General features: G+C 66.7%; 23 protein-coding genes. 8 read left to right on the plus strand and 15 right to left on the minus strand.

The annotated features are described in order from the left end of the window. Nucleotides 1-7: 7 nt before the first annotated feature. From ACFEMD_RS04390 to ACFEMD_RS04425, 8 genes are all read right to left on the minus strand, one after another. The gene (locus ACFEMD_RS04390) at nucleotides 8-1,231 is read right to left on the minus strand and encodes an outer membrane protein assembly factor BamB family protein (RefSeq protein WP_394739689.1); all 1,224 of its coding nucleotides are present in this window, start codon (nucleotides 1,229-1,231) and stop codon (nucleotides 8-10) included. A gap of 53 nt (nucleotides 1,232-1,284) precedes the next feature. Next, a complete protein-coding gene (locus ACFEMD_RS04395) occupies nucleotides 1,285-1,887 on the minus strand; it encodes a HemK2/MTQ2 family protein methyltransferase (RefSeq protein ID WP_394739690.1) in 603 nt (200 codons plus the stop codon). Next, complete coding sequence (locus ACFEMD_RS04400) at nucleotides 1,888-3,054, minus strand: mechanosensitive ion channel family protein (RefSeq protein ID WP_394739691.1); 1,167 nt, start codon at nucleotides 3,052-3,054, stop codon at nucleotides 1,888-1,890. Nucleotides 3,055-3,133: 79 nt separating this feature from the next. After that, nucleotides 3,134-3,973 (minus strand): 16S ribosomal RNA methyltransferase A, encoded by an 840-nt coding sequence (locus ACFEMD_RS04405; RefSeq protein WP_394739693.1) that lies wholly within the window; start codon nucleotides 3,971-3,973, stop codon nucleotides 3,134-3,136. Nucleotides 3,974-4,023: 50 nt separating this feature from the next. Further along, entirely contained in the window at nucleotides 4,024-4,497 is a 474-nt protein-coding gene (locus tag ACFEMD_RS04410; RefSeq protein ID WP_394739694.1) for a universal stress protein, read from the minus strand. A gap of 124 nt (nucleotides 4,498-4,621) precedes the next feature. Next, entirely contained in the window at nucleotides 4,622-5,212 is a 591-nt protein-coding gene (locus tag ACFEMD_RS04415) for a DUF655 domain-containing protein (protein ID WP_394739695.1), read from the minus strand. Between the two features lie 45 nt (nucleotides 5,213-5,257). Beyond that, complete coding sequence (locus ACFEMD_RS04420) at nucleotides 5,258-5,614, minus strand: RNA polymerase Rpb4 family protein (protein ID WP_394739696.1); 357 nt, start codon at nucleotides 5,612-5,614, stop codon at nucleotides 5,258-5,260. Nucleotides 5,615-5,620: 6 nt separating this feature from the next. Further along, the gene (locus tag ACFEMD_RS04425; RefSeq protein WP_394739697.1) at nucleotides 5,621-5,929 is read right to left on the minus strand and encodes a 50S ribosomal protein L21e; all 309 of its coding nucleotides are present in this window, start codon (nucleotides 5,927-5,929) and stop codon (nucleotides 5,621-5,623) included. 120 nt (nucleotides 5,930-6,049) lie between these two features. On the opposite strand from ACFEMD_RS04425, the gene ACFEMD_RS04430 reads away from it, so the two are divergent. From ACFEMD_RS04430 to ACFEMD_RS04440, 3 genes are all read left to right on the plus strand, one after another. Continuing rightward, nucleotides 6,050-7,237, plus strand: coding sequence for a cystathionine gamma-synthase (locus ACFEMD_RS04430; RefSeq protein WP_394739698.1), 1,188 nt, complete (start codon nucleotides 6,050-6,052; stop codon nucleotides 7,235-7,237). Between the two features lie 481 nt (nucleotides 7,238-7,718). Next, entirely contained in the window at nucleotides 7,719-8,405 is a 687-nt protein-coding gene (locus ACFEMD_RS04435) for an MBL fold metallo-hydrolase (RefSeq protein WP_394739699.1), read from the plus strand. Nucleotides 8,406-8,537: 132 nt separating this feature from the next. After that, nucleotides 8,538-9,029, plus strand: coding sequence for a DUF3995 domain-containing protein (locus tag ACFEMD_RS04440; protein ID WP_394739700.1), 492 nt, complete (start codon nucleotides 8,538-8,540; stop codon nucleotides 9,027-9,029). 13 nt (nucleotides 9,030-9,042) lie between these two features. Here ACFEMD_RS04440 and ACFEMD_RS04445 read toward each other — a convergent pair whose 3' ends face one another. Together ACFEMD_RS04445 and ACFEMD_RS04450 are read right to left on the minus strand one after the other, a co-directional pair. After that, nucleotides 9,043-10,161: an RNA ligase gene (locus ACFEMD_RS04445; protein ID WP_394739701.1), complete on the minus strand. Its 1,119-nt coding sequence runs from the start codon at nucleotides 10,159-10,161 to the stop codon at nucleotides 9,043-9,045. Nucleotides 10,162-10,229: 68 nt separating this feature from the next. Next, nucleotides 10,230-10,619 (minus strand): zinc ribbon domain-containing protein, encoded by a 390-nt coding sequence (locus tag ACFEMD_RS04450; protein WP_394739702.1) that lies wholly within the window; start codon nucleotides 10,617-10,619, stop codon nucleotides 10,230-10,232. 92 nt (nucleotides 10,620-10,711) lie between these two features. On the opposite strand from ACFEMD_RS04450, the gene ACFEMD_RS04455 reads away from it, so the two are divergent. The 3 genes from ACFEMD_RS04455 (at nucleotide 10,712) to ACFEMD_RS04465 (ending at nucleotide 13,062) form a co-directional block, all read left to right on the plus strand. Beyond that, complete coding sequence (locus ACFEMD_RS04455) at nucleotides 10,712-11,152, plus strand: hypothetical protein (protein WP_394739703.1); 441 nt, start codon at nucleotides 10,712-10,714, stop codon at nucleotides 11,150-11,152. 48 nt (nucleotides 11,153-11,200) lie between these two features. Next, nucleotides 11,201-11,875, plus strand: coding sequence for an RNA ligase partner protein (locus tag ACFEMD_RS04460; RefSeq protein ID WP_394739705.1), 675 nt, complete (start codon nucleotides 11,201-11,203; stop codon nucleotides 11,873-11,875). 176 nt (nucleotides 11,876-12,051) lie between these two features. Next, on the plus strand, nucleotides 12,052-13,062 hold the full coding sequence (locus ACFEMD_RS04465; protein ID WP_394739706.1) for a Bug family tripartite tricarboxylate transporter substrate binding protein: 1,011 nt from the start codon (nucleotides 12,052-12,054) through the stop codon (nucleotides 13,060-13,062). A 41-nt stretch (nucleotides 13,063-13,103) separates the two neighbouring features. Here the strand turns inward: ACFEMD_RS04465 and ACFEMD_RS04470 are convergent, their stop codons facing one another. From ACFEMD_RS04470 to ACFEMD_RS04480, 3 genes are all read right to left on the minus strand, one after another. Next, complete coding sequence (locus ACFEMD_RS04470) at nucleotides 13,104-14,387, minus strand: MFS transporter (protein WP_394739707.1); 1,284 nt, start codon at nucleotides 14,385-14,387, stop codon at nucleotides 13,104-13,106. A gap of 117 nt (nucleotides 14,388-14,504) precedes the next feature. Next, complete coding sequence (locus ACFEMD_RS04475) at nucleotides 14,505-14,771, minus strand: elongation factor 1-beta (protein ID WP_005560032.1); 267 nt, start codon at nucleotides 14,769-14,771, stop codon at nucleotides 14,505-14,507. A 12-nt stretch (nucleotides 14,772-14,783) separates the two neighbouring features. Beyond that, on the minus strand, nucleotides 14,784-14,963 hold the full coding sequence (locus tag ACFEMD_RS04480; RefSeq protein WP_394739708.1) for an HVO_2753 family zinc finger protein: 180 nt from the start codon (nucleotides 14,961-14,963) through the stop codon (nucleotides 14,784-14,786). A 150-nt stretch (nucleotides 14,964-15,113) separates the two neighbouring features. On the opposite strand from ACFEMD_RS04480, the gene nreA reads away from it, so the two are divergent. Beyond that, entirely contained in the window at nucleotides 15,114-16,472 is a 1,359-nt protein-coding gene (nreA, locus tag ACFEMD_RS04485) for a DNA repair protein NreA (RefSeq protein WP_394739709.1), read from the plus strand. 137 nt (nucleotides 16,473-16,609) lie between these two features. Then, nucleotides 16,610-16,765 (plus strand): hypothetical protein, encoded by a 156-nt coding sequence (locus ACFEMD_RS04490; protein ID WP_394739711.1) that lies wholly within the window; start codon nucleotides 16,610-16,612, stop codon nucleotides 16,763-16,765. Between the two features lie 77 nt (nucleotides 16,766-16,842). On the opposite strand, the gene ACFEMD_RS04495 is transcribed toward ACFEMD_RS04490, so the two are convergent. Beyond that, complete coding sequence (locus ACFEMD_RS04495) at nucleotides 16,843-17,925, minus strand: AI-2E family transporter (protein WP_394739713.1); 1,083 nt, start codon at nucleotides 17,923-17,925, stop codon at nucleotides 16,843-16,845. A 109-nt stretch (nucleotides 17,926-18,034) separates the two neighbouring features. After that, a complete protein-coding gene (locus ACFEMD_RS04500) occupies nucleotides 18,035-18,499 on the minus strand; it encodes a DUF302 domain-containing protein (protein ID WP_394739714.1) in 465 nt (154 codons plus the stop codon). Nucleotides 18,500-18,536: the final 37 nt, after the last annotated feature.

Below are 18,536 nucleotides of genomic sequence, written 5' to 3' on the forward strand. Positions count from 1 at the left end.
GTCGGCGCTACTCGAGCGCCAGCAACGCGACCTCGCCGTCGACGTCCGCAACGACGTAGAGCACGCCGTCGTCGAGTACCGGTCCGCGACCGACGGCGCCCTCGAACTCGCGTTCGAACCGAACCGCAGGGCCGTCGCTCGGATCTCCGGTCGGCGCGGGGTCGAGCGCCCAGAGGCGGTCGCCGCCGACGAACACCGTCTCGCGGCCGACAGCCGGCGCCGTCCGGCTCGAGTCGCCGATCCCGAACTCCCAGCGCTGCTGCCCGGAGTCCGCATCGATCGCGCGCAGCGTGCGTCCGGCGACGGCGAGGACGAGGTCGTCCGCGACCGCGAGTCCCGTCGAGACCTGTCCCGTTTCTGCGGACCAGGCCGTCTCCGAGACGGTATCGCCGGCGTCGTCGACCGTCAGCGCGTACGTCTCGCCGTCGTGACACGGGACGTAGACGACGTCCTTGTCCGCCGTCGGCGGACCGCTCGGGCGGGCGGGCAGCTCCCACCGGGCGTACGCGACGCCGCGTTCGCCGATCGCGTCGACCTTCCCGGGCTCCGTCGCGACGGCAAAGCCGTGAACGCCGAGAGCGGCCGGGTGATCGAGGAGCTGCCCGAACACGTCGCGTCGCCAGCGTTCGGATCCGTCCTCGGGATCGAGCGCCAGAATCCGTTCACCGATCCCACAGAGCACCCGGTGACCGCTAATCGTCGCCGGCGCCGTCACGTTACCCGGCGCGTCCAGCTCTCGGCTCCAGATTTCGTCGCCGGTGTCGGCTTCGATGGCCGAGACGCCCTCGTACGTCGAGACGTAGGCGGTTCCCTCCAGAATCAGCGGCGGTTTCTCCACGTCCTCGAGCGTCCACAGCTCGGTTCCGTCGTCGGCGTCGAAGACGCGCAGTCCCCGGTTTCCGACGAAGTAGACGCGCCCGTCGGCGACGATCGGTTCGGCGAAGCCGATCTCCGGGACGTCGACGCGCCAGCGCTCCGAAACGCCGTCGACCGGCGCCTCGCCGTCCCCGACGGCTCGCGTGTTGGCTGCGTTACAACCGAAACTCGACCACGAGCCGTCAGCTCCGTGGACGTGGCTGGTCGGGTCGGGGAGTCCGTCGACGCCCGACTCGGGCGGCTCTCGTGGCTCGGGCGATTCGCCAGTCTCGTCGCTCGCAAACTGCGAACAGCCGGCAAAGAGCGCACTGCCGGAGCCGGCAGTCACGAGAAACGCGCGTCGCGAGGGAGTCATCGTGTCCCCCTGCTGACGTAGGGAGCAAGTGTCTTCTGCTCGCCCGAGAACTGTTACCGAAACAGCTCGAGCACCGTCAGCGTCTCGAAGGGAAAGGAGTGATCGGCGACGGCGGCGGCGCTGAACCCTTCCTGGCCCGCGCGCTCGACGACCGCGTCGACGTCGGTGAGGCTGCTGACGAGCAGGTAGACGGAGCCACCCGGAGCGAGCACGCGGGCGACGCTCGAGAGGAACGGGTCGATGATCGCCCGGCCGTCCTCGCCCCCCGACAGCGCCCGTTCCATCCAGTCGTCCCACTCGGTGTCGGGCTCGGTCGGCAGGTACGGCGGGTTGAACGCGACGACGTCGAACGCGTCGTCGACGAACGGCGAGACCAGGTCGGCGCGAACCGCCTCGAGTCCCTTCTCTCGCTCTCGAGCCTGGCGAACCGCGTAGGGATTGAGGTCGGAGGCGATTACCCGCGCATCGGTCTCCTCGGCGATTCGGTCGGCGACGTAGCCCGAGCCCGTGCCGACCTCGAGGACGGTCCGTCCGCTTTCGTCGCCGCTGTACGAATCGCTCGAGAGCCGCTCGCAGACCGACTCGGCGAGCAACTCGGAGTCCTCCGCCGGTTGATACACGTCCGTCTCGAGTCCGCGTCGTTCTCCGAGCTCCATCTACTTGCCCTCCTGTGGTGAGGTCCGCTGTCGATCGTCGGTCGACTCCCGATCCGTCTGCGCCGCCGCCTCCGGGTCGTCCTCGTTGGCGACCCGGAAACCGCCGGTTTCGGCCCGTCCCGTGAGTTCGCGCTGCGGGTACGGGATCTTGATCCCCTCGCGCTCGAACGTCGCCTTGATCGCGTGAATCGCGGCCGTTCGGGCTTCGGCGTGGCGCCTCGCGCTCGGCTTGTCGATCCAGAAGCGGACGCCGAAGACTACCGACGAGTCGCCGAACGACTTCGTGACGACCTGTGGCGAGGGCGCATCGATCGACTTCTCGAGGTCGGCGACCGTCTCCACCGCGAGCTCGCTCGCGCGCTCGACGTCGGCCGCGTAGTCGACGCCGACGTCGATCTCGACCCTGAGTCGTCCCTGCTTCGAGCGGTTCGTGACGACCTCGCTCGCGATCACGTCGTTGGGGATCATGATGAACTCACCGTCGAACGACCGAATGTGGGTGTTGATGATCGAGATGTCGGTGACGATTCCCTGATCGCCCTCGACCTCGATCCAGTCGCCGATCTCGAACGGTCGGGCGAACATCAGGACGAACCCGGCGAGGATCGTCCCCAGCACCTGCTGGGCGGCCATCCCGATGATGATCCCGAGGAAGCCGGCACCGACGAGCAGCCCACCCAAATCGTCGATCCAGAGCGCGAGGATCACGATCACCGACACGGAGAGGATGATCACCTGCGAGAGCCGGTGGGTGACCTCGCGCTGATGGTCCGTCACCGCCGACGCCGAACCGAGTACCTCGTCGATCAGGCGGTGGACGACCCGCGTGACGATCAGCGCGGAGACGGCGATGACGAACGTGACGACCGCGCGAGCGACGGCGTCGCCGCCGATATCGTACTCCGTGGCGATAAACCGGAGCTGGTCGGTCTGTCCCCAGACGCCGACGATCGTCGCGAGCGCGAGCAGGAAGGTCCCGACCAGCACCGCCGTCGAGACGATATCGCTGTACAGCGGTCGTATGCGCTCCTCGAGCCGTTCCTGAAGCCGCTGGAAGGAGAGCACGACGGCGACGAGCGCACCGATCGCTACGAGCGTCACCGCGATTCGGAGCGGCGTCGCCTGGAAGACGTCGGCCAGCCAGTCGAGTCCCGTCGTCTCGGTCATCGTTCCGTTCTCGAGCGAGTCGGCGATCCAGCTACCTGTATCCGTCGGTCAGTTCGTTGCGTGAGCCGTTCCGATTGGATTAGCCGTCCGCCGGTTCGCCGACCTCGAGGGCGAGCGTCGCCAGTTCGGCGAACTCCGACGGCGTCATGGCGTCGGCACGCTTCTGCAGGAGGTCGTCGTCGGCCGCCTCGACGACCGCGTCGGGCGCACCGAGGTTCGTGATGTGGGCCGTGTTCCGGATCGCGTTCCGGATCGTCTTCCGGCGCTGGGTGAACATCGCCTTCACGAACCGCAGGAAGAAGGCCTCGTCGTCGACCGCGTAGTCGGGCTCGCGGGGCTCGAGCCGAACCACGGCGCTTCGGACCGCCGGCGGCGGCGAGAACGCTTCTTTGGGAATGGACTCGACGAGTTCGGGCTCGGCGTAGTGCTGGGTCGATACCGAGAGCCGCCCGTACTCCGACGTCCCCGGATCGGCGACCATCCGCTCGGCGAACTCCTGTTGAAACATCAGGACGAGCGGGCGCTTCTCGGGCAGCAGCCGGAACGTGATCTCGCTCGAGACGCCGTAAGGGAGGTTCGACACCGATGCCGAGAAGTCGGGCAGATCGACCTCGAGGGCGTCGCCCTCGAGCACGGTCAGTCGCCCGTCGTCGATCTCCTCGGCGAACTCCTCGCGGAGGAAGGCAGCGAGCTCGCGGTCGCGCTCGACGACGGTCACCGCGTCGGCGACGGCGAGCAACCGATCGGTCAACGCCCCCGTTCCGCCGCCGATCTCGAGGAGGTGGCTCGTCTCGGCGTCGATCTCGGCGAGGTAGGTCGGCAGGCGATCGAGCACGCGGTCGTCGACGAGGAAGTGCTGGTCGCGGTCGGGATCGCCGCGAACGCCCGCGCGCGCGATCAGCCCGTCTGGATCTCTCATTGCCAAGGCTAGTGTCGGGCTCGGTGTAAACGCACCGTCTCGAGCCGCGTTCAGGAGCGGTCGCGGACGTAGGTAACCGGACAGGGCGCGTTGAGCATGATCTTCTGTGCGGTGCTGCCGAACACGGCCTTCCCCGCCGGCGAGCGCTTCCGGCCGCCGACGACGATGTTGTCGGCGCCGGTCTCCTCGGCGATCCGGAGGATCTCCGACTGACGGTTGCCGACCGAGGCCCTGATCTCGACGTCGATCCCGGCCTCCTCGAGTCGATCGACGATCTCGCCGACCGGCTGGGTCTCCTGTGCTACCTTCTCCGCGGGCAGATCCCGGCTCTGGATGTCGAACCCGATCTGTGCGACGGCGTCGGGGTAGCTCTGTACGTCGTCGTCGTACTCGTCGGAGCCGACGACGTGTGCGACCACGACCGTCGCCCCTGCCGGCTTGGCGACGTCGATTACGTGCGTGACGAGGTCGTCGACTCGGTCGCTGTCACCCGTTCCGACTGGAAGCAGAATCGTCGAGAGCATTGGTACTGGTTGACTCGGTTATCTCTTAAAGATGGGGGTATCGGATACGGAGGGTACAGCGCGGTGGAGCCCGTATTTCGCTCCGTTTGCCGTCGGGTGCAAAACTCGTCCCAGCGCCCGGTGATTACTCCTGTTCCTGCTGGCGGCCGACGAACGTGCGGTACTTCAGATCGTCGTCGCGGAGCTCCTCGAGGATGCGCTCGACGAGGATATCGCTGGGGTCGTGGAGACCCGAGACGCGTTCGGAGAGCTCCTCGAAGCTCTCGAAGGGCTTTCGCTTCCGTTCGTCGAGGATGCCGTTTCGAAGCTTCTTGCCGATCCCCGGCAGCAGGTTCAGCTGGTGGAGCCGCAGCGTGATCGGCTGGGCGTCGTTGTAGAAGTCGACGAATCGCTCCTCGTCCTCCTCGACGAGGTCCTCAACGACGTACTCGAGTTCGGTCTGTGCACCCGATGAGAGCGCTCCGTACTCGACCTCCTGGCAGTCGACGACGACGTCCCGTTCGTCGGATGGTTCGATCACGACTTCGCTCCCGATGGTGAGTCGGGTGTCCTCGTCGAACGCGACCTGGTAGAGTCCGAAGTCCTCGACGTCCAGTGCGTACCCCGCCGGCGACTTCGCGTACTGCGGTCGGCCGTCGCCGGAGAGCCCGTGTGCGAGGTAGTCCAACACGACTGCGCGTCGAACGTCCGTCTCGTCGCTATCGACTTCGCTCATTGGCCGAGGGTACGGCGACGTTACACTTAAAGAATCGGCCCGCCGTCAGGCGTACTTCGCGACGACGTCGAGGATCTCGTCGAGTTCGTCGCCCGACAGCGAGTAGCGCTGCTGGGCGTACACCGATCGGAGCTCGTCCCGGTTGCGGGGCAGGAGGTCGGTGATCTTGTAGGCCGTCGGCTCGTCGACGTACTCGAGTTCCTGTAAGTCCGCGACGAGTTCGCGAGACTCCTCGGGCTCGAGGACCGCAAAGCGGTTGGCGTGTTCGATCGCTCGCGCGAGCTCGTAGCGCAGCTCGCGGTCCTCGTCCATCGCGCGCTCGGTCTCGATGTCGGCGAGCAGTTCCTTCGTTTCCGAGACGGTCAGGAACTCCTCGTCGACGATCTCTTTGAAGATCGTCATCGGTTCTCAGACCTGAACTTCGTCCTGGTCCTGTGCGCGGAGGTGGGCGGCGGTGACGATCACGGTCTTGTCCTTGCCGCCGTCGGTGATCTGCACCTTGAAGGCGTTGCCCTGTTTCCCGACGACTTCGCCGGTGAGACCGTCGAAGCGCGGGTGGAAGCGCCCGTTCTGGATGCTCGGGTCGATCTTCAGGTGGACTTTCTGTCCCTCATCGTACTGCTGAATCGCTCGCTGCGGCGGGGAGGCGCCGCGGCTTCGCGGATCGTTCGAAAGCTTGTCCCGGGTTCCCTGGCGAGGTCCATTAGAGTTCGGCATAGTCGTACGGCTCCCTTACCTCGTGACAGTTATAAAACGCACGTTTGTTCCTCGAGCGGGGCCGTCGCCGACCGAGAGCGAACGGCAAGAGTAACCCTCCCCGACCTCGTTGGGCCGGATATGGACGACGACCCCGCAAGCGACGAGCACGACCGCTTCCGGTTCGAGACCCGATCGATCCACGCCGGACAGGAACCCGACGCGGATACCGGTGCGCTGATGACGCCGATCCACGCCAACTCGACCTACCAGCAGGACGCGCCCGGCGAGCACCGCGGCTACGAGTACTCCCGGACCGGCAATCCTACGCGTACGGATCTCGAGGCGAACCTCGCCTCCCTCGAGAACGCCGACTACGGCCGGGCCTTCGCCAGCGGGATGGCCTCGATCAACACGGTCCTCAACCTGCTCGAGGCCGGCGACCACGTCGTGACGGGCAACGACGTCTACGGCGGCACCCACCGGATCTTCACGCAGGTGTACGAGGACTACGATATCGACTTTTCGTTCGTCGACATGACCGATCTCGACGCCATCGAGTCGGCGTTCCGCGAGGAGACGGAACTGCTGTGGCTCGAGACCCCGACCAATCCGCTCATGTCGATCGTCGACGTCGAGGGCGCTTCCGAGATCGCCCACGCCCACGACGCGCTGTGTGCGATCGACAACACGTTCGCGACGCCGTACCTCCAGCGCCCGCTCGAGCTGGGCGCCGACATCGTCTCGCACTCGCTGACGAAGTACCTCGGCGGCCACTCCGACGTCGTCGGGGGCGCCCTGCTGACCGACGACGCCGATCTCGACGAACGGTTCGGCTTCTACCAGAACGCCGTGGGCGCGACGCCGGGTCCCTTCGAGTCGTTTCTCGTCCTCCGGGGGACCAAGACCCTGCCCGTCCGGATGGATCGCCACTGCGAGAACGCCCGCGCCATCGCGGAGTGGCTCGAGGACCACCCGGACGTCGATCGGGTCTACTACCCCGGGCTCGACTCTCACCCCGGCCACGAGATCGCCCGCGAGCAGATGGACGACTTCGGCGGGATGCTGAGCTTCGAACTCGACGCGAGCCTCGAGGAGACGAGCGAGGTCGTCTCGGGTACGGAAATTTTCACCCTCGCGGAGAGCCTCGGCGGCGTCGAGAGCCTGATCGAACAGCCCGCGCCGATGACCCACGCCGCAATTCCACGCGAAGAACGGCTCGAGGCCGGACTCACCGACGGCCTCGTTCGCGTCTCGGTGGGGATCGAGCATGCCGACGACCTGATCGCCGACCTCGAGACGGCCATCGAGTCGGCACTACACTCATAGCAGAGAGTCGGACGCGTTCGTTGTCGTACGAATCGTTGTTAGGAGCAGGGGAATCACGTCTCGAACGAATCGGCCACTCCGCGTCGCGGCGGCGCACGCTGGGCGACGGCGAACGAACTGTGAGCCGTCGCTCACACCCGTGCGAGGGATGAACGAGGGAACGAAGTGACCGAGTGAATCGGCTGGGGAGGACGTGGGAACCCCTGTGTTCGTGCGAGGTGGACTGTTGTCGTCGTGCGTATCGTGAGCGCCTTGCCTTTTCGGTCCCGCTCGGTGGTGGGTTAACCAGGGCTGCAGACTTGCGATCGGACGCTCCGCTCGCAGTTCGTAACAACGAATCCGATAATCCGGTTTCGAACCAGGTTCGAACGACGAGATCGCACTCCCAGCCGCCGTTTCCCTCGAGCCGACGTCCGTCTTCGCAGACCGAGACGCCTCGGCGGACACAACGCTTTCCTATCGTCTCGTCGAACCGCGAGCCATGAGTGCCGACAGCGAGGACCCCGGCGTTTACCTCCTGCCGATCACCGTCGACTACGGCGGGCGCGAGCTGACGATCACCCCGACGGCCGTCGAGACCGACCGCGGCCCAGTCCTGATCGACGTCGGCCCGCCTGGCGCCGTCGACGGGCTTCGAACACACCTCCGCGGGCTGGGGTTCGAGCTCGAGGACGTTTGGCTCGTGCTCCTCACGCATCACGACGGCGACCACGTCGGCGGGCTCGGGGAGCTGCTCGAGCGGGTCGATCCGATCGTCGCGACCCACCGCGAGGAGGCGCCCTACGTCACCGGCGACCGGGACCCGATCAAGGGCGACCTGGACGTGTACCGACCGGCTCCGGTCGATCTGGAACTCGGCGGCGGCGCCCGGGTACCGACGGTCGCGGGGCCGATGGAGATCGTCGAGACGCCCGGCCACGCCCCGGGTCACGTCTCCCTGCACTTCTCCGATCACGACCTGCTGCTGGCCGGCGACGCGCTCGTCGCGGATGGCGAGGAACCGCTGTCGGGCCCGAAACCGGAGTTTACGCCCGATATGGAGCGCGCAGCGGAGTCGGTCGGCCGGCTCGCCGACCTCGAGGTCGAGCAGGTCGTCTGCTTCCACGGCGGCCACGTCGAGGCCGGGAGCGAGCGACTCGCGGAGATCCACGAGGAACTGCGCGGTTAATCGAGACCACGGAGCACCGGGGTTCGCCCGAAACGCCCGTCGAGCGCAGCGACGTCGTCGGCTCGGCGTGACCGTCGAACACGCCGCCGACTGATAGCGCTATGCTCCTCGCTCGAGTAGCGGGACGACGACGTGGCGTCTCACCGCTCGTCGACGGTGCGGATCGCGTACGCGGTGGCCGGGTGGTGGGTCGCGTTCGCGGCGCTCAGCTTCTACTGGGCGGCCGGCGGAACGATCGGGGTCTCGACGCTCGGCGAGGGTACCGGGGCGCTCGCGGCGGAGCGAGAGCCCTGGTTCGTCGCGACGGTCGCGGCGACGGGCGTCCTGAAACTCGTCCCCGCCGTGCTGGCGCTCCCGCTGGTCCGACCGTGGGGAGATCGGATTTCGCGCCGGGTCCGCGTCGTCGCGGTCGGCGGACTGGGCGCGCTCTCAGTGCTGTACGGTACGGTCGGGATCGCGGCGAAACTGCTCGTGCTCGTCGGCGTCGTCACTCCCGCCGGAATCGACGCTCGAGAGTTCTGGGGCCACCTCCTCGTCTGGGATCCGATCCGGGTGCTCGGCGGCGCGTTGCTGTGCGCCGTGGCGGTGCGCTCACGCCGAGAGCCGAGCGACGAACTGCACTAACGTCGCCTCGCCGTTACTCCGTGACGACGTGGCCCTCGAGGTAGTTTTCGATTTTGTCGTTGCTCGACTGGACCCGCTTGCGGAAGGTGAGGACCCGATCGCCGTCCTCCCGGCGGTCGGCCTCGATCTCGAGGGTCAGTCCCTGCTTGCGGAGGTGCTCGAGCAGCGCCTCGACCGTTTCGGAACTCGCGCGGACGGTGTGGCGCTCGCCGACCGTCCCGCCGTCGTTGACGGTGTCGATGGCCTCGCGCATCGACAGTAGGATCGCCTCGCCCAGTTCGTGAGCTCGCTCGCGGGCGTCCTCGTCGCTCCCGTCTACCTCGATCGTTCGGAACCCCTCCCGCAACAGCCGTCGGAACATGAACGGCTGTCCGTAGTCGAACGGCAGCGAGAACGCGTACGCGAGGTCGCTGCGGGTCGAGGCCGACGTCGTGTACTTCAGCAGCGTCGTCGCGTCGGGCGAGCGCATCACGACGCCCTCCCGGCTCTCGGTCTCGAGGTCCTCGACGATCCGTAACACCTCGTCCGCGGCCTCGTCGGCGTCGTAGCTGCCGAACAGCCGAGTCTGGGGGACGCCGTACCGATCGTAGCGCTCGCGGCGCGCTTCGACGGGGAGGGGGTCGCCGGACTGCCGATCCCGCCAGTCGAACGCCCGAAACGCGAGCGAGTCGACCTCGGGGTAGTCGTGGGCGGTGTAGGGATTCTCCGGGCCGATCATCTCGCCGCAGACCATCGCCTCCGGGTGGTCGTCGAAGAGGTCCTCGAGGTCGACCAGCCGCCCTATGATCCGCGTAGTAAAGGGACAGACCATCCCGCTGCGGGTAAACGCCAGTCGCTCGCCCTCGATGCGGACGACCCGGACGTTGTAGCCGTTGAGCTTCTCCTCGACGACGACTCGATCCTCGAACTGGGTCGGGATTCCCGTCTCGAGGACGAGGGTGCGGGGCACCTTCGGGAACCCGCGGACGACCTCGCCCCCGATCAGGACGGTCCCTCGCTCGATCCCGCGGCGGTAGTCCGGGACGTGGCGGTACTCCCGGCCCTCGTAGCTGCGGTCCTCGAGATGCTCCTCGAGGCCCTCGAACGCGGATTCGCCGATCCCGAGCGGCCTGTGGTACTCGGCATCACTCATCACGAAGGAGTACTACGGCGAGCGAGATAACTGACGGGGCGGTCGAGGGGAACGGACGATCGGGCCGGCTACAGCTCCAGCCCGCAGTGGGTACACGTCGTTCGGTCCGGATCGTTCGGGGCGCCGCAGTCGGCGCAGTTCACCGTCGCACTGGCGGCTTCGTTCCGCATTTCGGCTCGAACCGGCGCGCCGCACTCGCCGCAGTACCGGACCGACTCCGCGGGCTCGGCTTTGTCGGCGTCGAACTCGAGGGCCGTCCCACAGTGTGTGCAGTAGTTCGGCCAGTCGGCGTCGTCGTTCCCACCTCGCCGTCGCTCCCGATACACCTGTACGACGCCGACGACGAACAGGGTTCCGAACGCGACCCAGCCGATCGGACCCAGCGCGAGAAACGCCGCGAACAGCACGTAGGCGAGCGCGAGGAGGCCGATTGCCTGGAGGGCGGTGTGAACGCTCATACCGATCGTGTCGAGTCGCTCTCAATAAGTTTTCCTTCCGAAGGGGGTCCCGAAGCGGAATTCTCATCGGTGCGCGGCGACAACTCGCGGCCATGCGAATCGAACTCCGCGTCTGCCAGCACTGTCTCGAGGGCGACCACGGCAACGAGCGTCGCACCGAGGTCATCAACGATATGGTCGCCTGCGCGGAGCGAATCCGCGAGCACAAGGAGGTCATCGACCTCGAGGAGGTCGTCATCCGTCGGGTGACCGAGACCGATCCCGGCAAACCCGAGTCGCTGCCGGTCGTCTCGGCGACGATCCAGGACGATCAGATCGTACTCAACGACCTCCAGCTCGTCACCGAGGGCCCCGACGGGAACATGCTCATGTACGTCGATCCGCAGGACATCATGACCGTCCTCGCGGGCAACGTCGACGAGATCAGCAAGGCCGTCCACGAGGACGTTACCGTCGACCTCTCCTCGACCAGCGCCGAGATGATCTCGGAGGCCGATCTCGGGGCCCGGGGGCCGAACACCGACGAACCCTGATCCGGCTGCGAACCCAGCTATTTCTCCCTCGAGGACGTACCCCCGTTCATGTCCGTCGACGCGTTCAAGCAGCGGTTCGTCCTCGACACGTCGCTGTTTCTCACCGAGGAGATCCGCCGGGACGGCGAGTCGCTCGAGGACGCGGTGATCCGGCTGCTCGAGCTGATCGCGAACGCCCGCCTCAACCTCGGCATCTCCTGTTACGTCCCGCCGACGATCCACGACGAGCTGACGACGATGCTCGAGGCCCGCGGCGTGAGCGAGGAGGTCTACTCGAAGTTAAACACCTGGGTGATCCGCAAACACCCCGATCGGTACGCCGTCTCGATCCCCGCTAACGTCGTCTACAGCTTCGTCGACGAGATGAGCGGGCGGGTCGATCGCGGGTTACGGGTCTCCGAGCGGGCGGTCCGTCGCGCCGAGGATAGCGCCGACGAGCTCCTCGAGGACCACGAGCACAAGACCGAGGTCGACGCGGTGATCTCCGAACTGCGCGAAAAGTACCGCGACGCGATGCGTACCGGCGTGCTCGACTCCCGGGAGGACTTCGACCTGCTGATCCTCGCCCGCGAACTCGAGGCCGGCGTCGTCACGGAGGACCGGGGAATCATCGACTGGACGGAGGATTTCGGGCTGCGGTACATCCGCGGACGGGAGTTTCCGGACCTGCTCGAGCAGTACCTCACGGCGGTCGATTCCGACTCGAAGCGGACGATCGACTGACCAGCGGCTTCACGGCTCGGCCGTGTCATACGAGACCGTGGGATATCTACCCTTGGGCAAAACTATCAAACGTTCGTCCGCCTACAACTTCTTCCAATGGTCGTTCGTGTACGAAATAGCTGTAACTCTTGCAGGTGCGATCACCCTTATCACCGCTTCGGCGGCTACGGTCGGTCGTGAACCGACGCAATCTTCTGAAAGGTATCGGTGCAACGTCTGCGATCTCGCTTAGCGGTCTCGCGGGCTGTCTCGACGACGAGTCGGGTGACGGGGAGTTCCCCTCGGACTCGCTTACGTGGATGATCCCGTGGTCGGAGGGGGGCGGGACGGACACCTACGCGCGCCAGCTCGAGCCGCTGATGAGCGAGGAGCTGGGCGAGCCGATCGAGATCGACAACAGGGCCGGCGCGGCGAGCCTGCTGGGCATCGAGTGGCTCCACGGCCAGGACGACGACGGCTACACGTTCGGGACGGCCAACACCCCCAGCTGGCAGTTCGCCTGGCGGATGGAGGACGTCGAGGCCTGGGAGCCGACCGAGTTCGAACCGATCGCGTACTTCGGCGTCTTCGGCTACACGATCATCGTCAACGACGACTACGAGGTCGAGGACTACGCCGACCTGCAGGACGCCTACGCCGACGGCGAACTCGAGAACTTCGCGGTCCAGGGGGTCGGCCACGACAGCCACGTCGCGGCCTACCTGCTCCGGGACGACTACGACCTCGAGTGGGACAACGTCGTCCCCTACGACGGCGGCGGCGAGGTCAACGAGGCGGTCATCTCCGGCGAGGCGCCCGCGGGCATCGCGACGAACACCTCCGCGATTACGGCCGAGGAGTCGGGCAACGTCTCGGCGGTCGTCAACCTGATGGACACCGAGCTCGACGCCTTCCCCGGGATCGACCAGATCACCGACTACGGCGACAGCATGGCCTACCTCACCGAGTTCCGTCAGACCCAGATCGCGCCGCCCGGAACGCCGGAGGACGTCCGGGAGGAACTCGAGGCCGCGACCGAGCACGCCGCGACCCACGAGGAGGCCGAGGAGTGGGCCGAGGAGACGGGGAACATCCTCGAGTTCGGCGACATGGACGACGCCGCCGCTGATATGGAGGGCGCCCTCGAGGAACTCGAGGAGAACATCGACTTCGAGGAGTTCCAGCAGCAGATCGAGGACGACGAGTAGCCCCATCGATCGCGACGGCACGTCCGTCCACGTCGCTTTTCTCACTGCGATCGAGCCCGCTCCCGCACCATGAGCCAGCACGCACAGCAGAAGCCGACGGCGACCGTCGCCGCGAGGATGCCGAAGGCGATCCGGTAGCCGAACTCGGTGTAGGCGACGGTGCCCTCGACGGTCTCGCCGGTCTGGTAGGCGTCGAGGGCTATCCCCATCACTGTCGGCAGGATCGTGCCGCCGACGAACCCCGCAGTGTTGACGGTCGCGGTTGCGATCCCGCTCGCGCTCGGCGGGTAGCGTTCCTTGACGACTGACAGCGACAACATCGCGGCGCCGAAGAGGAACCCGCAGGCCAGATAGGAGACGGCGACGACGGCGAGCGGCGGCTGACCGAAGACGGGGACGGCGGCGAGCGCGACCGCGAACAGCCCGATCCCGACGGTCATCGGCAGCAGCCGTCGTTCGATCCGATCGGAGAACCAGCCGATCGTTGTCGGGCCGAGCAACACGCCGACCGACGCGAGGAGGGTGAAGTAAGACGCCGTCGTCACGTCGAGTTCGTAGACGACGACGATGTAGGGGACGCCCCACATCCCGACGAGGGTCAACATCGCGCCGTTGCCGGCGAAGAAGACGATCGACAGCAGCCACTGGTCGAGATCCCGCGCGAGCGTCCGCAGGTGGTTACCCAGCTCCGCGAGCGTGATGTCGGGCTGTTCGGGGACGCCCTCGATCGGTTCGAGTCCCGCGGCGGCCGGGGACTGGCGCGCGAGAACGAAGACGGCCCCGGCGGCGACGGTGCCGACGACGCCGAGCGCGAGGATCGTCGATCGCCAGCCGAACTGACCGACGGTGACGGCCAGCGGCGTCGTCGCGAGGATCGCCCCGAGGCCGGCGATACTACCGGTCAGCCCGGTCATCGTCGCGAACTCGTCGGGACGGTACCAGTTGGCACAGAATCGCAGGATCGAGACGAAGATGACGCCGCTGCCGAGCCCGATGAGCGCCCGCGAGGCGAACGCCGCGAGGTAGCTCCCGCTCAGGGCGAACCCGACCGCGCCCAGGCTCAGGACGATCCCGCCGATCGAGCCGACGTAGCGGGGGCCGAGCCGGTCGGCGAGGACGCCGGTGGGAATCTGGATGGCCGCGTAGATGAGAAAGAAGGAGGCGTGGAGCGTTCCCAGCTGGGCTGCGCTGGTCTCGAAATCGACCGTCAGCTCCTCGGAGATGACGGCCGTCGAGAGCCGGTGAAGATTGACTAGCAGGAAGACGGTCGCCAGCGCGGCCCACGCCAGCCATCGCCGCTTCGTCGGGTCCGACAGAACGTTCACGCCGGAGGGGTTTCTCGAGGGGTAAAGTAAGCGTTCGGAGACCCGTCGGTCTTGCCGATTCGCGAGCGCGGCGGCTCCCGGGTTTGCGGTCGGAAAACGACTATCGCTCGAGTCGGATTAGATGCGGCCGACGTTCTCGACGCCGACGCTCTCGACGCCGTCGACTTCGGAGAAGTTCTCCTCGACGGCTTCCGTGCCGCCCGAGCCGTCGGGGACGATGACGGTCGGGTAGAGGGCGATGAGGCCGAACGCGACGTCCTCGCGCTCGACGCCGTTGATTTTGGCACCCTCGGGGAGGGCGCTCTCGAGGCGCTCCTGGAGCGCGTCGAGGTCGATATCGGGGCTGTCCGGCATGACCTTGATTTTGGCAGCGACTTTACCCATTGTAGTAGTACCTTATGGTCCCATGAATCCGCAGTCAGGACACTCGTAGAGGTTGCTCTGCTTGCGGCACTTGGCACAGCGGAAGACGCGCGTGCCGCAGTCGGGACACTTGAACGCGGCGGCGTTCGTGCCCGCGATGTTGATTCCACAGGAGACACAGGAGCGTCTGTCCTGCCCGTCCGTCGTACTCATACCCCTCCCTTTTTGCCCGTCGTTTTTAACCCTTGCGAGGTCGTTCTCGCCGGGCGAAACCCCGCTCGAGGCGATCGCCTCGTCCGCTACTGCCGATCGAAGGCGAGTCGAACTCAACATTCAAACCCGTGTAGGACGAACTCTCCTCGAATGCGCCTCGACGACTACATCGAGAGCCTCGAACCCGACGAGGAGGCAGAGCGACGCCGGCTCGCGAAGGAGAAGTCCTACGCGATCACCGACCACCTCGAGGAGTTCGAGCGCAACTTCGAGCGGGCGCTGTCGGGCGACAGCCTCGTGGGGTCGACCGCACCCTCGATCTTCGTCGGGCGCTCGAACTACCCCGACATCCCGATCGGGGTGCTCTCGCCGGTCGGAGACGAGGGCGCGGCCGAGGAGTACGTCACGGACGGCGACTGGTACCGGCAGGGGTACGGGATCGACGACGTGCTCCAGCGCCGGACCGGACTCCTGAACTCGAACAAGCGCGCGAACGTCGACTCCCCGAGCATCGCCAGTCGGCTGGCGCCGACCGTCCACGACAGCTGGGACGGGTTCGTCGGCGTCCAGCGGGAGGTCGCCATCGCCGACCGCCCCGTCGACCTCGAGATCGGGCTGGACGACAAACCGGATCTCGGGCTCGAGCCGGGAACCGACGTCGCGACCCCTCGCGGTCCCCGCGTGAACGCCCGGAACGCCGAACTGCGGGAGAATCCCCACGTTCCGCGCCCGGTCAAGAAGACCCTCGAGGACGACGACTGGCAGGCCCAGGGCGCGATGACCTACCTCTACCGGCGCGGGTTCGACGTCTACGAGATCAACTCGATCCTCTCGGCGGGCGCGCTCGGCGAGCGCGACCAGCGCCGGCTCGTCCCCACGCGGTGGTCGATCACGGCCGTCGACGACACGGTCGGCCAGTTCCTGCGCGGACGCATCCGGAACGAGCCGAGCATCGACGAGGTCCAGGTGCGGGTCAACGAGTACATGGGCAACCGCTACTGGATCGTCCTGGCGCCCGGCACCTGGGAGTTCGAGCTCGTCGAAATGAAGGCCCCGGGCAGCATCTGGAACCCCAATCCGGACGACGAGGTCTGGCTCCAGAGCGCCAGCGAGGGGTATGAGGGACGGACGAGCTACGTCGAGGAGACCGCGGGCGCCTACTACGCCGCTCGCCTGGGGGTCCTCGAGTACCTCGAGTCGATCGGCCGCCAGGCGAAGTGTCTGGTGCTCCGGGAGGTCAGCGACCGCTACTGGGCGCCCGTCGGCGTCTGGCAGGTCCGCGAGAGCGTCCGCAACGCCTTCGACGGCGTCCCGGGCGAGGCCAGCGAACTGTCACTCGAGGGCAGGGAGGGCCTCGCCGGGAAGTACGGCGAGGCCGAAACCTTCCACGATGCGGTCGCCGGCCTCGCGCCCCAGCTACCGATCTCCGCGGCTCGGCTCCGGCGCAAGTCCGAACTCGCCGCGGGGCTGCAGTCGAACCTGAGCGCCTTCTCGAGCACCGACGGCTGATACGGATTGCTGTAACGATGTACCGGCGCAACCGCGACCCGTGCGGCGGTTGCGCCGGTAATGACTTACAGTAAACCGTATGAGTCGCGAGATTCCGAAACCCCTTCCTCTAAGCGGACGCCGAACGTAGACGATCCATGCTTCCGTTCCTCGGTCCCGACCTCGTCCCGATCCTGGCGATGCTCGTTCTTCTCGTCGGGGTTCCCGCCTTCGTCGTCGTCGTTCTGGCGGTGGTTTCGGGGTACATTCGACACGACGCGGAGCAGCGACTGGCCGAACTCGAGGAGGAGTAGTCCGGGTTTTCGTCGACGGCGACCAGCCGGTCAGGAATCGGCGCTCGTACCCGTCGATCCGCTTCACCGATCGGGGGTCAGTCGTCGGCCGTCCCGGGATCGGCACCGGGAACGTCTCGGGAGGTCGACTCGAGGCGGACGTCGTCGGCCGTAAGCGCGGTCTCGTTGAAGACGTTCAGTCCGGCCTTGAACACGGCGAGCAACACGGGTCCGAGGAACAGGCCCATGATTCCGAGCAGGTAGATGCCGCCGATGACGCCGATCAGGACGACGGCGGGGTGGAGGCCGGTACGGCGGTCGACGAAGATCGCCCGCAGGTAGTTGTCGACGACCGAGAGCACGGCGAGCCCGTACAGCAGCAACGCGATCCCAGGAAGCGGGCCCGCCGTCATCAGGAGGTAGGCGACGGCGGGCCCCCAGACGAGCCAGACGCCGATCGCCGGGAGGAAGGAGACGACGACCATGACGATCGTCCAGAAGGCGACGTTGGGGACGCCGAGCAGGTAGAAGCCGAGCCCGCCGAGCAGTCCCTCGACGACGGCGACGAAGACGTGGCTCTTTATCACCGCCCACGTGACGACGTCGACCTCCGTGAACAGCTCGTCGCGCACCTCGTCCTCGAGCGGGGCCACCGCCGCCAGCCAGCCGACGAACGTCCGCCCGTCGGCGAGCAGGTAGTACAGCAGGAAGACGAGGACCAACAGCCCGAGGCTCAGTCGGATGCTCGCGTCCACCAGCCCGACCAGCTCACCCAGCATGACGTCGACCGCGTTGTCGAACAGCCCGTTCACCTCCGCGACCAGCTGCGCGCGGGTCGCCGCGACCAGTTCGGGATCGATCCCGAGTCCGATCGCCCACTCGCTGGCGGTCTCGATGGCGGCCGCCTCGTCGAACCGGTTCAGAAAGGAAAATACCGTCTGTACGGTGACGATCGAGAGATAGAGGATCGGGATGACCGCGGCGACGATGGCGACGCCGGTGAGAGCGAGCGCCGACGGTCGAGAACCGATTCGTCCCTCGAGCCGTTCGTGGGCGGGGTAGAGCACGAACGCGAGCAACGCAGCGGCCAGCACGTACTGTAACAGCGGCGCGAGGATGAGCGTCGTGACCGCCGCGAGGGCGAGAAGGAGGAGGGCGAAGAACGTGGTTCTGACGTCCATACGCTACGCACGTCATGAATGTATGTAAATCTTGACCTTCAAGAATACTAATGTAACGTCCGACGGCCGTCGTACGGTCGTCGGACGTGCGGTACGGTCTCGAGCCGGCTCAGTCCGTCGTCTCGGCGTCGACGGAGTCGAACTTCTCGAAGGCCTCCTCGGTGAGGTCGCCCGTGGTGTCGACGATGTCGGCCCACTCCTCGTTGTCGGGGGCGATGTCGAGCAGGCGCGCGATCTTCATGATCGAGAGGTGGTACACTCGCTGGCGACCCGGTTCCTCCTCCCAGACGATCACGTTACACGGGAAGAGCCCGCCCATCCGCATCGTCTGGTCGAGCGCCCGGTCCGCGATCTCGGGGTTGCAGGCCCCCAGCACGTAGTAGGGATCCCGGTCGGCGTCGACCTTCTCGTTGAGCAGTTCGGAGGGGGAGAACTCGACGGGGATGCCGAAGCCGACCTCCTCGCAGATCTCGCGGACGTGTTCGATCGCCTCCTCGTGATCCATCTCGAGGACGGCCTGTTTCTCGCCGACGTCGTCGGGATCGATCTCGGCCGGATCGATTGGGAGACTCATATCAGGACAGTCGGTCGGGAGCCACAAAAGCTCCACC

The organism is Natronococcus roseus (assembly GCF_043677095.1).
In the GTDB taxonomy this organism is placed as follows: Archaea; Halobacteriota; Halobacteria; order Halobacteriales; family Natrialbaceae; genus Natronococcus; species Natronococcus roseus.

Excerpts from the sequence above, each read along its gene's own strand:
- ACFEMD_RS04390 (WP_394739689.1), bottom strand. The coding sequence starts at position 1,231 with ATGACTCCCTCGCGACGCGCGTTTCTCGTGACTGCCGGCTCCGGCAGT.
- ACFEMD_RS04395 (WP_394739690.1), bottom strand. The coding sequence starts at position 1,887 with ATGGAGCTCGGAGAACGACGCGGACTCGAGACGGACGTGTATCAACCG.
- ACFEMD_RS04400 (WP_394739691.1), bottom strand. The coding sequence starts at position 3,054 with ATGACCGAGACGACGGGACTCGACTGGCTGGCCGACGTCTTCCAGGCG.
- ACFEMD_RS04405 (WP_394739693.1), bottom strand. The coding sequence starts at position 3,973 with ATGAGAGATCCAGACGGGCTGATCGCGCGCGCGGGCGTTCGCGGCGAT.
- ACFEMD_RS04410 (WP_394739694.1), bottom strand. The coding sequence starts at position 4,497 with ATGCTCTCGACGATTCTGCTTCCAGTCGGAACGGGTGACAGCGACCGA.
- ACFEMD_RS04415 (WP_394739695.1), bottom strand. The coding sequence starts at position 5,212 with ATGAGCGAAGTCGATAGCGACGAGACGGACGTTCGACGCGCAGTCGTG.
- ACFEMD_RS04420 (WP_394739696.1), bottom strand. The coding sequence starts at position 5,614 with ATGACGATCTTCAAAGAGATCGTCGACGAGGAGTTCCTGACCGTCTCG.
- ACFEMD_RS04425 (WP_394739697.1), bottom strand. The coding sequence starts at position 5,929 with ATGCCGAACTCTAATGGACCTCGCCAGGGAACCCGGGACAAGCTTTCG.
- ACFEMD_RS04430 (WP_394739698.1), top strand. The coding sequence starts at position 6,050 with ATGGACGACGACCCCGCAAGCGACGAGCACGACCGCTTCCGGTTCGAG.
- ACFEMD_RS04435 (WP_394739699.1), top strand. The coding sequence starts at position 7,719 with ATGAGTGCCGACAGCGAGGACCCCGGCGTTTACCTCCTGCCGATCACC.
- ACFEMD_RS04445 (WP_394739701.1), bottom strand. The coding sequence starts at position 10,161 with ATGAGTGATGCCGAGTACCACAGGCCGCTCGGGATCGGCGAATCCGCG.
- ACFEMD_RS04450 (WP_394739702.1), bottom strand. The coding sequence starts at position 10,619 with ATGAGCGTTCACACCGCCCTCCAGGCAATCGGCCTCCTCGCGCTCGCC.
- ACFEMD_RS04455 (WP_394739703.1), top strand. The coding sequence starts at position 10,712 with ATGCGAATCGAACTCCGCGTCTGCCAGCACTGTCTCGAGGGCGACCAC.
- ACFEMD_RS04460 (WP_394739705.1), top strand. The coding sequence starts at position 11,201 with ATGTCCGTCGACGCGTTCAAGCAGCGGTTCGTCCTCGACACGTCGCTG.
- ACFEMD_RS04475 (WP_005560032.1), bottom strand. The coding sequence starts at position 14,771 with ATGGGTAAAGTCGCTGCCAAAATCAAGGTCATGCCGGACAGCCCCGAT.
- ACFEMD_RS04480 (WP_394739708.1), bottom strand. The coding sequence starts at position 14,963 with ATGAGTACGACGGACGGGCAGGACAGACGCTCCTGTGTCTCCTGTGGA.
- nreA (WP_394739709.1), top strand. The coding sequence starts at position 15,114 with ATGCGCCTCGACGACTACATCGAGAGCCTCGAACCCGACGAGGAGGCA.
- ACFEMD_RS04490 (WP_394739711.1), top strand. The coding sequence starts at position 16,610 with ATGCTTCCGTTCCTCGGTCCCGACCTCGTCCCGATCCTGGCGATGCTC.
- ACFEMD_RS04495 (WP_394739713.1), bottom strand. The coding sequence starts at position 17,925 with ATGGACGTCAGAACCACGTTCTTCGCCCTCCTCCTTCTCGCCCTCGCG.
- ACFEMD_RS04500 (WP_394739714.1), bottom strand. The coding sequence starts at position 18,499 with ATGAGTCTCCCAATCGATCCGGCCGAGATCGATCCCGACGACGTCGGC.